This is a genomic window from Pandoraea soli (assembly GCF_902459595.1).
GTDB lineage: Bacteria > Pseudomonadota > Gammaproteobacteria > Burkholderiales > Burkholderiaceae > Pandoraea > Pandoraea cepalis.
Window position 1 is genome coordinate 13694 of the sequence record NZ_CABPSG010000001.1, and the last position, 14870, is coordinate 28563.

Consider the following 14870-nt stretch of genomic DNA (forward strand, 5'->3'; position numbering starts at 1 on the left):
CGCCGCACCTCATCTCCCGGATACCACCTGTGCTGTCTACTGCCAATATCACGATGCAATTCGGCGCGAAGCCGCTCTTCGAGAACATCTCCGTCAAGTTCGGTGGGGGCAACCGCTATGGCCTGATCGGCGCCAACGGTTGCGGCAAATCGACGTTCATGAAGATCCTTGGCGGCGATCTGGAGCCGAGCGGCGGCAACGTCATGCTTGAGCCGAACGTTCGCCTGGGCAAGCTCAAGCAGGACCAGTTCGCGTATGAAGACATGCGCGTGCTCGATGTCGTGATGATGGGGCACACCGAGATGTGGGCGGCCATGAGCGAGCGCGATGCCATCTACGCCAATCCCGAGGCAACGGACGACGACTACATGCACGCGGCCGAACTCGAGGCGAAGTTTGCCGAGTACGACGGGTACACGGCCGAAGCGCGTGCCGGCGAATTGCTGCTGGGCGTGGGCATTCCGACGGACCAGCATCAGGGACCGATGAGCAATGTTGCGCCGGGCTGGAAGCTGCGGGTGCTGCTCGCGCAGGCGCTGTTCTCGAATCCGGATGTGCTGCTGCTCGACGAACCGACCAATAACCTGGACATCAACACGATCCGCTGGCTGGAAGACGTGCTCAACGAGCGCAACTCCACCATGATCATCATCTCGCACGATCGCCACTTTTTGAATGCCGTGTGTACGCACATGGCGGATATGGACTACGGCACGCTGAAGATCTACCCGGGCAACTACGACGACTATATGCTCGCGTCGGCCCAGGCCCGCGAACGCCAGATGGCGGCAAGCACGAAGGCGAAGGAGCGTATCGCCGACCTGCAGGACTTCGTGCGCCGTTTCTCGGCGAACAAGTCGAAGGCACGTCAGGCGACGAGCCGTCTGAAGCAGATCGACAAGATCAAGGTGGAGGACATCAAGCCGTCGTCGCGTCAGAATCCGTTCATCCGCTTCGAATTCGAGAAGAAGCTGCACAACCTGGCGTTCGAATTCGAGGGCATTGCGAAGTCGTACGATCGTCAGATCTTCAAGAACGTCTCCGGCGCCGTGCGCGCGGGCGAGCGTGTGGCGATCATCGGCGAGAACGGCGCAGGCAAGACCACGCTGCTTCGCAGCCTGATGGCGGCGTTGCCGGTCGATGCGGGGGATGTGAAGTGGGCGGAGAACGCGAACATCGGTTACATGCCGCAAGACACGTCGGAAGCGTTCCCGCAAGACCTGACGCTCACCGACTGGATGACGCAGTGGGGCAAGGAAGGCGACGACGATCAGGTGATTCGCGGCTCGCTCGGCCGTCTGCTTTTCGGTGGCGACGACGTGCGCAAATCGGTGCGTGTGCTCTCCGGGGGCGAGAAGGGCCGCATGATCTGGGGCAAGCTGATGCTGGGCCGCCACAATGTGCTGATGATGGACGAGCCGACCAACCACATGGACATGGAGTCGATCGAGTCGCTGCAGATCGCGCTCGACAAGTATCCGGGCACGCTGGTCTTCGTCTCGCATGACCGGGAATTCGTGTCGGGCCTGGCCACGCGCATTATCGAAGTGAAGAACGACGGTACGCTCGTCGATTACCAAGGCACGTACGACGAGTATCTGGCGAGCCAGGGCGTCGAAGTCTGAGTTGCGTTCGGTCTGCGTCGTTCAAATGAAAGAACCCGCTTCGGCGGGTTTTTTCATTGGCGCTGCGGCGTTCCAGTTCGCCGAGCGGTCTGACGGCTCAACCGTCCTTTCCGTCAACGCGTGCCGTCACCAGATAGAGCGCATAGCGCATCAGATAGACGGCAAATGCCGCTAGCCAGCACACGCCCGCTGCGTCAATCCAGACGCTTGTGGCACCGCTCGCCAACCAGGGGCCGAAGACGCGCAAGAGCGCCGCGGCAATGATCAATCCGTAACTGACCATCTCGAAGCGCCCGGCGATCAGCGCGCGGCCGGTATGTCCCAGTGCCGTGCGAGTGATCATGCCCATGATGGCGCACCCGATCGCGCCGACCGTCAAGGCGTGGATCGCAAGGGAGTGCGCAATCGTTCCCGCAGCCGCGAGCGCCAGAAGCGCAAAGCCGATCGGAATCCACGCATAGGCCACATGCAGGATCGCCAGTATCGGTCGAGGCCCGACACGCCAGGAGCGCCATCCTGCCAGCCGGATACCGTGAATCAACACCGTGAATCCGGCGCACACGATCGTCAGGGCGGGCACCGACAGGAACGCATCTGCGAGGAGCGTGATGACGACACTCGGGGCGGCTAGCGTTTCAATCCATTTCCAGCGCTTCGCGGAATAGCCCGGCACCGCGTTCGTGGTGAACATCGGGACTACGCGCCCCGCGATCACCGTGACGAACATGACGACCAGTCCGATGGCGGCGTTAGCGGCCTGCAATGAGAGATCAACGCGTCCTTGCCACGCCCACCAGTGGAAGAGGGCGTTCAACGCGCCGAAAGCGCCGAGGGCGACAGGGAGAAATAGGTTGCGACGATTGTTCGCCTTGATCAGCACGCGCATCAGCACGATGGCAACTACGGGAAGAAAAAGGGAATCGACGCCCGCGGCGAGCCATTCCGGTCCGTAATAAACAAGTACGCGTCCCGCTGCCCACAAGCCCCACAGCCACATAAGCGGTGCACCGCGGGGCGTATCGAGCGAGGTCCACGCACGAACCGCGGTGAGCAAAAATCCCACGACGATGGCGGCCAAGCCGCCAAATATCATCTCGTGAACATGCCAGACGAGGCCGTTCATGGGGGCGGCCCGACCGGCGACCGGATAGCCGTGAAGCGCGGCCAGCCATAGCGCAATGGCCAATACCGCAAAGCCTGCGCCACCTAGGTAAAACGGGCGAAAGCCAAGCCGAAGCAGGGGCAGTCCGGGGGCCGATTGCGACGACGGTTTCGTGGTGGGTTGGCTGATTGACATCGCGACCTCCGCGATAAGATGTATTGTAAATGCATCTTATCGCATCATGGGGCGATCGGGGAGAAATGTCCTTATGGGGGACGGCGTGACGATAGCGCTATTTGGCGAACGGGGCGGGCCCAATACCCTGTCGAGAATGCTTGCCTTCTGGACACCCGATGCCGTGGGCGCGTCGGTCCGATGCGGGCAATCGGTGCTTGTGTCATCTGACCGTAACTTAGGAATCTCGGAAGCTGCGTGTCGGAGTCGACTGATTTCGTCGCGAGCGTGCGAGACGCGTGGGCGCGCGGACTACAATGATCGCTCGTCGGGAACTTCCCCGCAGGAGACATCGCATGATCACGTATGACAAATTTTTCATCGACGGCCGGTGGGTGGCGCCGGTCGGGCGCGCAACGCTGGACGTCTTTCATTCGGCCGATGGGAATCTCATGGGCCGCATTCCGGAGGGCGCAACGGACGACGTGCAGGCGGCCGTTGCCGCCGCGCTGAATGCGCGCGATCGCTGGGTGGCCACGCCGCCTGCCGAGCGGGCCGTCTACCTGCGCAGGATTGCTGCGGGCCTGAAGGCGCGCACGGACGCGCTCGCGCAAGTGATCACGGGCGAGACCGGCATGCCGATCAAGCTCGCTCGCGCCATTCAGGTGGGTGGGCCTGTCTATCACTGGAATCAATACGCCGAATTGGCCGAGACGTTCGAATTTGAAGCGCGCGTCGGCAATTCGCTGGTGGTGCGCGAGCCGGTCGGCGTGGTGGCGGCGATCACGCCGTGGAACTACCCGCTGAATCAAATCACGCTGAAGGTGGCGCCAGCCCTGGCGGCCGGTTGCACGGTGGTGCTCAAGCCGTCGGAAGTGGCGCCTTTCAACGCCTTCATCCTGGCCGAGGTCATCGCCGAAGCGGGGCTGCCGCCCGGGGTGTTCAATCTGGTGACCGGGCTCGGGCCGGTGGTCGGTGAGGCGTTGGTGCGGCATCCGAACGTCGACATGGTGTCCTTTACGGGATCGACGCGGGCAGGTAAGCGCGTGTCCGAAGTCGCGTCGCAGACGGTCAAGCGGGTGGCACTGGAGCTCGGCGGGAAATCGGCGTCGGTCGTGCTCGACGATGCGGATCTCGCCGCCGCGGTGAAAGGTACGCTCAACGCCTGCTATCTGAACTCCGGCCAGACGTGTTCGGCGCACACGCGCATGCTCGTGCCTGTCTCACACTATGAGGAAGTCAAGGCATTGGCGAAGGAGGCTGTCGCGCGTTTCACGCTGGGCGATCCGCGTGAGGAAACGACGCGTCTCGGACCGTTGGCGTCCGCCGCACAGCGCGAACGAGTTCAGACCTATATCCGCAAAGGCCTGGCGGAAGGTGCGGAATTGATCGCGGGCGGGGACGCGGTGCCGGCCGGGTTCGAGGCGGGGTTCTTCGTCCAGCCGACGGTACTGGGCCGCGTGGCGCCTGACGCGACGGTCGCGCAGGAGGAAATTTTCGGTCCGGTGCTCTCGATCATCACGTATCAGGACGAGGCCGATGCCGTGCGTATCGCCAACGATTCGATCTACGGGCTGGGTGGCGGCGTGTGGTCGAGCGACGAGGCGCGCGCGGTACGGGTGGCGCGTCAGATCCGCACGGGGCAGGTGGATATCAATGGCGGGGAATTCAACGTGAAGGCGCCGTTCGGCGGATTCAAACAGTCCGGGCACGGACGTGAGAATGGCGTGTACGGCTTCGAGGAGTTCCTCGAGTACAAGTCGCTTCAGTTCAAGGCTGCGAAGTCGTAGAGCGACTCTCGCAAAAACGCATCGCCTTGCCCTCGCGGGTGATGCGCGCCCAGACGGCGGCCTTCTCGGCGTCGGTCAAGAACACCCAGTTCGACACTTCGTCGGCGGTGCGCCCGCAACCCTTGCAGATGTCGTCGAAGAGCGTCGAGCAAACGCCAATGCAGGGGCTGTCGGGGCGGTCGTGCAGTTCGGACATAGGGGGGCGTGTCGGCCAAAGGCGGGCGGGGTGTTCAAAGCAGGCACCATTATCGCATTGATGGCCGGATCGCCGTTGAATCCCCTACGGTAGGGTCTTGGCGGTGGACATGCCGGTGAGTTTCAGGTGGGCGCCAGCCCAAGGGATAGCGATAAGGATGATTTATGTTGCGTAGCTGGCAACTTTTTGCGCTGGGCTCGGCGTTCTTCGCCGCGCTGACATGCGCGACGAGTGACAGCGGCCGGCGAGCCTGAGCGCAAACACGTGGTTGTTTCTGGTGCTCTCCGGCTCGGCTACCAGCGGAACACGCTATACCCGATCCGCACTTGCGACCGAGAGTGGCGGTTGTAGTCGAGCATATCCTCGCCATAACCGGTGAAGTAACCGAGCCACAAGTAGCCGCCAGTGCCCGGAATCAGCTTGCCGAGCGGATAGGTCACCTGCAGGTCCACGCTGCCGTAGTTGCGTTTCATGCCCTTGCGCAAGGTCGCGCCGATCTGCCACCCATTCGGCTTGCCCCACAAGACGAGCAGGTCCAGGTAGCCGCGGTAGTCCTGGATGTCGCGGTTGTCCTTCTTTTCGAGATACGCGTAGAGCTTCGGCGCCACCGTCCAGTGGTACTCGGCGGGATTGCCGAACTTGAAGATCGGTTTGACGAAGAGCGTGTTGATGCTGCGAGAATCCTCGCCCGCCTTGCCGTTGGACTCGTGCTCGAAGCCCGCTGCGACGCCCAGCGACGAGAACCAGCTCGCGCGCGCGCCGGTGTCGGGGACGTAGTAGAAGAGGCTCGGCCGATAGTTCGAGTCGCGAAACGGCGCCGACTCGGCCTCCAGATCCCAGACCGATAGCTGCGTATAGCCGAAGTACAGGTTGTCGAGGAAGGCCTTCGAGGCGGGATTTTCCGGCTTGAGGATATGGAACTTGAAGCTGAGCTGGAAGCGTGCGTTGGCGTCGCCGTTCTTTCCGAAGGCGATGTACATCGGCTCATTCGATGAAATGCGCGCAAACTCGGCGTCGCTTGTCGGTGCAATCGCGTCGGGGGCGGCAGCGGCGACGGCAGCGACTGACGCGGATGCGCCAACGGCGGCTCCCGGCACGGCACCGCTGCCGCGTGGGACCGGCGTGGCGGCCACCATCGGCTGGGTCGGTGCGGCGCGATCGAGCACGATCATCGTGGTCGAGGCATCCCAATCGACCGGCTCGATGCGCACCGAGCCGCGTAGCTCCTTCGGCAGGTCGGCGGTGTATGTAACGCGCCGGAACTGGCCGCTCGAGAGTGTCACGTGCGCGGGCGCGAGCGCCGCGCGCTTGAGGGAGATCAGCGTGGGTTTGAAGTCATCGTTCGAGATACGCACGACGATCGTGTTTGGCAACGTGAACGTCTTGTGACCGTCGCCGTCGTGCGTGGCCAGCAATGTCAGTTGCAACGGCGCACCGCCCGAGAGGGCGCGCGGAGGTTGCAAGAGCGATAGGTCGGCACGTGCCGCGGTGCTTAGGGTCAGGCAGAGGGTGGCGGCAACGAGTGAAATGGCGCGAAACGGTGATGGGGCGAATGCATCGGGATTCGTCTTGGGCATCGGACCTGTCTGGGTTGGCGACCCCGGGCCGGTGAGCCCGATGTCTGGGTCGACTCGCCCCGGGCGTCGCCGGGGCGGGCTTTCGGTGGACGGCGACGATTACACCGCGCGCCGACCCAGGGTCGGCCGGTTGAAGGCGGCGGGCGCGCTTACAGCCGCCCGTGCCAGTCGCGGATGAACGTCTCGATGTGTCCTGGCGGCAGGGGACGTGTGCAATGATACCCCTGCCACGCATGGCAACCCATCGACGCGAGTGCATCGCGCTGGGCACTGGTCTCGACGCCTTCCGCCACAGTCTCGATTTCGAGCTTGCGGGCAATGGCGATGATGGCACGGATCAACTCGGTGTCGTAGCCGCCCAGCAGCACGCCGGCCACGAACTGGTAGTCGATCTTGACGGTGCCGAACGGCCAGCGTTTGAGCCGCACAAAGCTTGAATAGCCGGTGCCGAAATCATCGAGCGACAGGCGCACGCCCATCGCCACAAGTTCGTTCATCAGCGTTGCGGCCTCGTCGAGGTGCGAAATCAGCGACGACTCGGTGATCTCGATTTCGAGCTTGTCCGGCGGCACCCGATGGTGCTTGAGGGCGTAGCGGATCGTGTCGAGGGTGTGCACGCGCATTTGTTGCGCCGACAGGTTCACCGCCACTCGCGGATACTCGTGGCCGTTTGTATGCCATTGATCGAGCTGGCGGCAGGCTTCGTGCAGCGTCCAGTCGCCGATAGGGCCGATCACGTCACAACGCTCGGCAGCCGGAATGAATTCGCCCGGCATGATCAGCTCGTCATCGCGCTGCCAGCGGATGAGCGCCTCGAGACCGGTTAGCCGGTGCGTGCGCATGTCGATCTGTGGCTGGTAGTGCAGCCGGAATTCCGACCCCGACAGCGCGCGTTCGATGGCGTTGCGCCAGTGGTGCTCGTTGCCGGCTTCATCCGGCGGATTGACACTGTCTGTGGGCGCCGCCGGGGCCTCGGTCACGAGAAACCGCGAGGCGCTCTCGCGAATTGCCTGGTCGGCGACATCCGACGTGTGCTCAAGCAGTGTGGCGGGCCACACCGGGACCTGGGGCAGATGGGTGATCCCCGCCGAGATAATCGGGTAGAGCAAGCCGTCACCGCAGGGTACCGGCGATTCGCCAGCGCGAATGAAGCGGCGGGTGATCTGTATCGCCGCCTCGCGGCTGCCGAGATCGCGCAGCAAGATGGCGATCTGCTGATCGGACGCGCGACCGATGATGTCGCGGCGACGAATGCGCGAACCGACGCGAAACGCGACGGTGGCGAGCAGATCGGCGTCTGAAATGGCCGGTTGGCGGGTCGCCATACGCTGTCCGCGGCCCACGTGCAGCACGACCAGCGCACAGTGGCTGCCTGGCGGATTCGGGGTGCGCAACTCCAGACTAAGGGCGCGCAGGAGCCGCTGGCGATCCAGCAGTAGATCGGCGAGGACAACTTGCCGTCGCAACGCGTTGGTATCGTTCATCTCGGCAAGCAGGCAGACGTCGCCCGTAAGGTTGAACGTTTGTCATCGCCGTGGGCAGCGCCCCCCGGCAGAGGAAGCTCACGCGTCGAACAGGTCGTGCCGCCAGAAAGCCCTTGAATCATGTTCTGCATAAGACGCGAAAATGTGTCGGCCGTCGTGCGAGGAGGCGGATAAGGCTTGCCGGCCATGGCACCGCGTTCCTCGCGCTCAGGCAGACCGCGCACTAGGCGTGGCCCGACAAGAAGCTCGTGCCCGGTCGCGAAACCGGGTCCTATGTCCATTAACGGCACCCGTCTTTGAAAATTGAGTTCGGGTTTTACCTATGGCCGGGACGACTGGGTTGCGCCAGCCACTCGCGACCGCGAAGCATGACATCCCAATAAATCTTTGGCAGCACATACTTTTTCAGCATCCACGCGATACGGTTCGCTTTCGTGCCGTCGAGGGGGAACGTGGGCATGAGCTTGCCGCCATAGCCAAATTCCGCGAGCACGATCTTGCCGTGTTCGACCGTGAGCGGACAAGCGCCATAGCCGTCGTAGTGCATGGGCAGCGGACGGCCGTCCATGGCGGCGAGCAGGTTCTCGGCAACGACAACCGCCTGCTTGCGTGCGGCGGCAGCCGTCTTGGCGTTGGGTGCGGAGATGGCATCGCCCGCGCCGAAAATATTGGCAAAGCGCGCGTGGCGCAGTGTGGCCGGATCGACTTCGCACCAGCCGGCCGCGTCGGCCAACGGGCTTGCGCGCAACACATCCGGTGCACTTTGCGGCGGGACAACGTGCAGCAAGTCGAAGGGCTTGTCGACGAACTGCGATTGACCGTCGGCGTCGAAAATCTCGAAGCGGGCCACGCGACGTTCCCCGTCGACCGCCCGCAGGTGCGAGAGATGATTGAGCGAAATCTCGTAGCGCTTGACGTATTCCATGAGCGCGGGGATGTAATCCTTCACGCCAAAAAGGGCCGGGGCCACGAGATGGAATTCGATCTTCGTCTTGTTGTGCACACCGTTCCGACGCCAGGTGTGTGCCGACAGATACATTGCCTTTTGCGGCGCCCCCGCGCACTTGATCGGCATCGGCGGTTGCGTGAACAGCGCATTGCCACCCTTGAAGTCGCGCACCAGCGACCACGTATAGGGCGCGAGATCGAAGCGATAGTTTGACGTGACACCGTTACGTCCGAGCGTGTCGGTCAGGCCGTCGATGGCCTCCCAGTTCAGTTGCAGGCCCGGCGCCACGATGAGGTAGCGATAGCCGAGGCGACGACCGTCCGAGAGCAGGATTTGCTGGTGGTCCGGCGCGAAAGCGGTGACAGCCGCCTGAATCCACGTCACGCCGTTGGGAATGACGCTCGACATCGGACGCGCCGTGCGCGCCGCATCGAACTCGCCGGCACCGACGAGCGTCCAGGCCGGCTGGTAGTAATGCGTGTCGGCGGGGTCCACGATCGTGATCGAGAGCGATGGACGGCGGCGTCGCAGACTGGCCGCCACGGAAATTCCCGCCGCCCCAGCACCCATGATCACGATGTCGGCGGTGCTTTCCGTCGCGGGGGTGGGCGTAGCGGATACATCGCTGGACATAAGGTCTCCGACAAATAAGCAAAATTGAAACGGATGCCAACATATCGATGGGCATCCTGAACGCCGCGCGCTGGCGGCTCACACGAATAGGTTCCTACCCGCGTGTTCGTGTGCGGGACATTGTATATAGAAACTGTGTCGGTTTGCCCTTGTTTTCAGGGGAAACGCCGCCATTCTTCACAATCGTCGCCACGCTCAGGGCAAACCGAGCCGAGGTTGGCGTGCGAGCGGCAAGCACGCGTGAGGGACTGTAGAGGCGTGCGCGCTTTGCCGTGGCCGGGGGTGTCGATACCCGGGGCGTCGGCAGTGGGGCGCGGCACGACGGCGACGCCCGCGAGGTTTACATGGGTGAGTGATCGTGGTCGCAGGCGACTTCGATCGGGTCGATTTCGCTGTGGCACGCGCAGGCCTCGCCATGCGCGCCTTGCATGAGGGCACGCAAGATGCCGCAATCGCTGGTTTCGTGGCGGCTATGGCATTGCGCCTGAAGGTGCAGCAACTGTTGTTCGAGCGCTTGCAACTCGTGAATGCGGGCATGCACGCGAGTAAGGTGAGCTTCGATCAACTGGTTCGCGTCTTCGCACGTCACGTTCGTGTCGTGGGCGAGTTCGCCGAGACGTTTCGCATCGGCGAGCGGCATGTCGAGCGAGCGGCAGTGGCGGATGAAACGCAGCGCTTCCAGATGGTCGTCGCCGTAGGCGCGATACCCGGCGTCGGTGCGCGGCGGGGCCGCGAGCAGGCCCGCCCGCTCGTAATAGCGGATCGTTTCGACATCGGTACCCGCCGCGCGGGCCAGTTCTCCGATTTTCATGCTTGACTCCGTAGTGACTACAGGGTTTTGAATGGAGGGTAACACGAATCAGTCAATCAGGAGTTCCCATGTCCCACCCCTCGGAATCGGCCCGTCTGGCCGGCTCGACGGCGACAGATCACCCCACGCATGACCCCGGTCAGCGTCACGATCACGGGCATCGGCACGACCCCTCAGACGCCAACGAGAGCGAACACGGGCAAGCTCACGGCCGCTCGCACGACCACTCGCACGGCCACTCGCACGGCCACGACCACGAACATGCGCACGATCATGTCGCCACATGCGGCCCTAGTCCTGCGCATGCGCATGACGATGCGTCGTGTTGCGCAGGCGCTGCGCGTTTTGCGCCCGACGAACCGATGCCAGCGACGGGGGCGCCGCAGGCCCGTTTCCGGATCGATCAGATGGATTGCCCGACGGAAGAGCGTCTCATCCGCGATCAGCTTGAGCATCGGCCCGGCGTCGATGCGCTGTACTTCAATCTGCTCAAGCGAGAATTGACAATCGTTTTCGACGACAACGCGTCGTCGACCGACATTGTCCGAGAAGGGGAGGCGGTCGCCGACACCTTGCGAAAGCTTGGCATGACGCCGGTGCCGCTGGCCGCCGGCGACACCAATGCACCGCCGCCCCCCGCGAGCCGCAAGGCAGACATTGCCCGTCTGGTGGCGGGAGGCTTGCTGGCTGCGGCAAGCGAGATCGCGGTCTGGTCCGGCGTGCCTGAGCACAGTCCCTGGGTCGGCGCCGTGGTGGTGGCCGCCATTCTGGCGTGCGGTCTGCCGACGCTCAAGAAGGGCTGGATCGCGCTGCGTCACCTCACGCTGAACATTCATTTCCTGATGTCGCTGGCCGTGATTGGCGCAATGTGCATCGGGCAATGGCCGGAAGCGGCGATGGTGATCGTGCTGTTCGCCTTGTCGGAAAAGCTCGAAGCCGCATCGCTCACGCGTGCCCGCCGGGCCGTCGAAGCGCTGATGCGCCTGGCGCCCGATCGGGCGTCGGTCGAACAGCCGGATGGCAACTGGTTGGACGTGCCCTCGGCATCGCTTGCGGTGGGCACGCGCGTGCGTGCGCGGCCGGGGGAGCGCATTGCCATCGACGGCGTGATCGAGCAGGGCAGTTCGGCGCTCAATCAGGCGTCGATCACCGGTGAGAGCGTTCCCGTCGACAAGACGGTGGGCGACGAGGTCTACGCGGGCAGCATCAACGAAAGCGGTTTGATCGTGTATCGCACGCGCGTTGCGCCGGGCGATACGACACTCGCCCGCATTGTGCGAATCGTGGAGACCGCGCAGCAGCAACGATCACCGACGCAGCGTTTCGTCGACAAGTTCTCGCGGATCTACGCGCCGACTGTCGTGCTGTGCGCGTTGCTCGTCGCGCTCGTGCCGCCGCTGGCCTTGGGTCTGGCGTGGTCGCCCTGGATCTACAAGGCGCTGGTGATGCTGGTCATCGCGTGTCCGTGTGCGCTGGTGATTTCGACGCCGGTCACGGTCGTGAGCGGTCTGACGGCCGCCGCCCGTGCCGGCATCCTGATCAAGGGCGGTGCGTTTCTGGAAACCGGCCGTCTGATCCGCGCGGTGGCGCTCGACAAGACGGGCACGCTGACGCGTGGCGAGCCGCGCCTGACCGACGTGGTACCGCTGGGCGAATCGACACACGACGAGGCGCTCACCCTTGCCGCCGCGCTCGACGCACAAACCACCCATCCGATTGCGCGCGCCGTGGTCGACGGCTATACGCGAGCGGGTCTCGGTACATTACCGTCCGTGACGGAGGTCGAGGCACTCGCCGGTATGGGCGTGAAGGGGCGCATCGGTCAAACCCTGTACTACCTCGGCAACCATCGTCTGATCGAATCCCTCGGCGTGTGCAATGCGCACGTGGAGGCGACGTTGGCACGTCTCGAGGCGCAAGCCCGCACGGCCATCGTGCTGGCTAGTGAAACGCAGACGATCGCCGTGCTGGCGGTCGCCGATACGCTGCGCGTGGAAAGCCGTGACGCCATCGCGCGCTTGGCCGACATGGGCGTTCGCACGGTGATGCTGACCGGCGACAATCGTGCGACTGCGGAAGTGATCGGTCGGCAGGCGGGTGTGAGCGACGTGCGTGCCGAAATGCTGCCGGAAGACAAATTGCAGGCGGTGTCGGCCCTTCGGGAGACGTACGGGTACGTGGGCATGGTCGGTGACGGCATTAACGACGCCCCTGCGCTCGCGGCCGCCGACGTCGGTTTCGCGATGGGCGTGACGGGCACCGACAGTGCCCTGGAGACGGCCGACGTCACGCTGATGGACGATGACCTCCACAAGTTGCCGGCCTTCCTGACGCTGTCGAGGCGTGCGGCAACGGTGCTCAAGCAGAATATTGCCGTGGCGCTCGCCATCAAGGTCGTGTTCTTCGCGCTGGCGGTGGTCGGGCTGGCGTCGCTGTGGATGGCGGTGTTCGCCGATGTGGGGGCCAGCTTGCTGGTGATTGCAAACGGCACGCGCCTGCTGCGCACGAAGGTGGCGTGAGCGCCGAGCGCCCGGCGCTCAGCGGCCGCGCATGCCGCGCTCCAGCGTGTGCGCGTCTGGCAACTGGCCCAGCACGTGTGCCGCGCGGCTAGTGGTGTTGACGATGATCGTATCGAGGCGTCGGATCAAGGCGTCGCGCTGCTCGTCGCGCAACGGCATGCCTTCGCACATTCGCTGCGCGACGACGGCATCGTTGAGTTGGCCAAGGAGCGTCTGTGCGGCATGCAGTGTGCTCTCGTAGGGCGAGCAGACCGATTTGCGCAGCCACGGCGTCAACAGTTCGGCGCTGTAACGGGCCTTCTTGATCTTCACGCGCAACGCGTGCAACTGCTCGGTGTCGAGCATGGCCAACTGGCGACAATCCGGAAATAACGCAACGTATTGGGCACGCAGCATGTTGCGGGCATGCTTCGCCAACGCGCGTGGTCGCTTGCCTGGCGTACGGGAGGGGCGTCGCAATGCCTTGGCCGAGCAAATCTTGCATCGGCCGTCCTGGCGAATGCCGAATGCCCTCAGCAGCAACGCATGCAATGCCTGCTGACGCTCGCCGGTCAATGCCGCAGCAACTTGTGCGCGCGCATCGCGGCGCAGATGTTCGACGTGGTTATCCACCGCAGGCCAATCGATGTCCGGATAGTCGGCGCGCAGTGCGGGTAACGTCGTTGTCGCCAGAACATCCGTATCTCGCGTGGGGCCCATCGATTGCCCCAGCCAGCGCAATTCCCCGTTCATTCGATGGTGCCAGCGAGGCTTGAGCCACGGTGAAAAAACGTCGATCAATGCGCGCAGACGGCGTATCGCAATTCGCAACTGGTGCACGGCCTCGGCGTCGATGGACGCGGTGTCGCCGTCGTTCTCGCCAGCCGTCGGTAACGATGGCCATGATTGCAGGATCTGCGCGGCAAGGGTCACGAGCAGCCGTGCGGCGGACATGCGCCGCATGCGCCCGGCGCCAAGCGCCGTGCGCGTCTCCGTGGGGGCCTGGCCGGCAGCGGGCGGTCCCTCGATGGCGGCGGCGATGGCCGCTGTCGTCACGCGTGTCATGTCACGCAACATAGCATAGTTGCCTGCGGCCAAGCGCCAAGGAAGACCGATGCGACAGGTTGGCGCGAGGGCTGCGCGAGGTGCGGCGATTCGCAAAAAGCCATCCGCAATGCGCATCGGAACGGTGGGTGTTGACGGCGGAGGATGACAACAGGAGGGTCGCTGCCGGAGAACGGCAGGAGAAGACGTTGGGAGCGTCTCGTCGCGGGCGCCCGGTGCCCGAGCTGCAGTGTGCAGGACACCCGCGAGGCACGCAGCGTCACATCAGTCGTGGACCTCGCGAGAGGATGACGTGACGCGTATCCATTGCCGCACACCGCAGGGCGGCCATGCGAGCAAAAAAGATAGGCCGGCCCGAAGGCCGGCCTGCGCGCAACTGGTTTTACTTCTTGTTCACAGCGTCCTTGAACGCCTTGCCAGCCGTGAACTTCACGGTCTTGGCGGCCGGGATCTTGATCGCTTCGCCGGTCTTCGGGTTGCGGCCGGTACGTGCGGCGCGCTTGCCCGAACCGAACGAGCCGAAGCCGATCAACTGGACCGCGTCACCCTTGGCGACGGCCTTCTTGATGGTCTCGATCAGAGTGTCGAGGGTTTCGCCGGTTTGAGCCTTGCTAGCACCCGTAACACCAGCGACGGCGTCGATCAGTTCCTGTTTGTTCATGTGTGTTTCCCTTGAGAGGTGGTGAATACCGGCGACAACTCTAACACTTTCGCCATTTGGCGAGTGTCGGTGTTGTATCCGCGCCATAAGGCACGCGGCACATGCCAGAAAGTCGCCATCGCGACACGTCACGCAAACGCGATCCTAAGATCCATCCCGTCACGCCTCGAGAGGGCGCCGACACTGGCCGGGCAGCCGCATTATAGAGCCTTCGGCGGGCTGTGGGCCAGTCCTGACAACGGTTTGCGGCCATTTTGTTGTGCGATGCCGCGTACTTTCTTGTTCATGATGATAAAAACCCGGTA

General features: G+C 63.8%; 10 protein-coding genes and 1 pseudogene. 3 read left to right on the forward strand and 8 right to left on the reverse strand.

Annotated elements, in window-relative coordinates:
- The first annotated feature begins 29 nt into the window (after nucleotides 1–29).
- Entirely contained in the window at nucleotides 30–1625 is a 1596-nt protein-coding gene (locus PSO31014_RS00065) for an ABC-F family ATPase (protein ID WP_150549738.1), read from the forward strand.
- 97 nt (nucleotides 1626–1722) lie between these two features.
- Here PSO31014_RS00065 and PSO31014_RS00070 read toward each other — a convergent pair whose 3' ends face one another.
- Nucleotides 1723–2922, reverse strand: a complete 1200-nt coding sequence (locus PSO31014_RS00070; RefSeq protein ID WP_150549739.1) for an NnrS family protein — start codon at nucleotides 2920–2922, stop codon at nucleotides 1723–1725.
- A 335-nt stretch (nucleotides 2923–3257) separates the two neighbouring features.
- Between PSO31014_RS00070 and PSO31014_RS00075 the strand changes: the two genes are divergently transcribed.
- A complete protein-coding gene (locus PSO31014_RS00075) occupies nucleotides 3258–4691 on the forward strand; it encodes an aldehyde dehydrogenase family protein (RefSeq protein WP_150549740.1) in 1434 nt (477 codons plus the stop codon).
- Here the strand turns inward: PSO31014_RS00075 and PSO31014_RS00080 are convergent.
- The 5 genes and pseudogenes from PSO31014_RS00080 to PSO31014_RS00100 form a co-directional block, all read right to left on the reverse strand.
- Nucleotides 4672–4887, reverse strand: a complete 216-nt coding sequence (locus PSO31014_RS00080) for a DUF1289 domain-containing protein (RefSeq protein ID WP_150549741.1) — start codon at nucleotides 4885–4887, stop codon at nucleotides 4672–4674. The genes PSO31014_RS00075 and PSO31014_RS00080 overlap by 20 nt on opposite strands.
- A gap of 293 nt (nucleotides 4888–5180) precedes the next feature.
- A complete protein-coding gene (locus PSO31014_RS00085) occupies nucleotides 5181–6464 on the reverse strand; it encodes a phospholipase A (protein WP_150549742.1) in 1284 nt (427 codons plus the stop codon).
- 149 nt (nucleotides 6465–6613) lie between these two features.
- Entirely contained in the window at nucleotides 6614–7948 is a 1335-nt protein-coding gene (locus PSO31014_RS00090; RefSeq protein WP_150549743.1) for a putative bifunctional diguanylate cyclase/phosphodiesterase, read from the reverse strand.
- Between the two features lie 316 nt (nucleotides 7949–8264).
- Nucleotides 8265–9500, reverse strand: a pseudogene (locus PSO31014_RS00095) (NAD(P)/FAD-dependent oxidoreductase); the annotation flags it as partial.
- Nucleotides 9501–9870: 370 nt separating this feature from the next.
- Nucleotides 9871–10341, reverse strand: a complete 471-nt coding sequence (locus tag PSO31014_RS00100) for a Cd(II)/Pb(II)-responsive transcriptional regulator (RefSeq protein ID WP_150549745.1) — start codon at nucleotides 10339–10341, stop codon at nucleotides 9871–9873.
- Between the two features lie 68 nt (nucleotides 10342–10409).
- On the opposite strand from PSO31014_RS00100, the gene PSO31014_RS00105 reads away from it, so the two are divergent.
- The gene (locus PSO31014_RS00105) at nucleotides 10410–12860 is read left to right on the forward strand and encodes a heavy metal translocating P-type ATPase (protein WP_150549746.1); all 2451 of its coding nucleotides are present in this window, start codon (nucleotides 10410–10412) and stop codon (nucleotides 12858–12860) included.
- Nucleotides 12861–12878: 18 nt separating this feature from the next.
- Here the strand turns inward: PSO31014_RS00105 and PSO31014_RS00110 are convergent, their stop codons facing one another.
- The gene (locus PSO31014_RS00110) at nucleotides 12879–13916 is read right to left on the reverse strand and encodes a CHAD domain-containing protein (protein WP_174976319.1); all 1038 of its coding nucleotides are present in this window, start codon (nucleotides 13914–13916) and stop codon (nucleotides 12879–12881) included.
- 370 nt (nucleotides 13917–14286) lie between these two features.
- Entirely contained in the window at nucleotides 14287–14565 is a 279-nt protein-coding gene (locus PSO31014_RS00115; RefSeq protein ID WP_150549748.1) for an HU family DNA-binding protein, read from the reverse strand.
- Nucleotides 14566–14870: the final 305 nt, after the last annotated feature.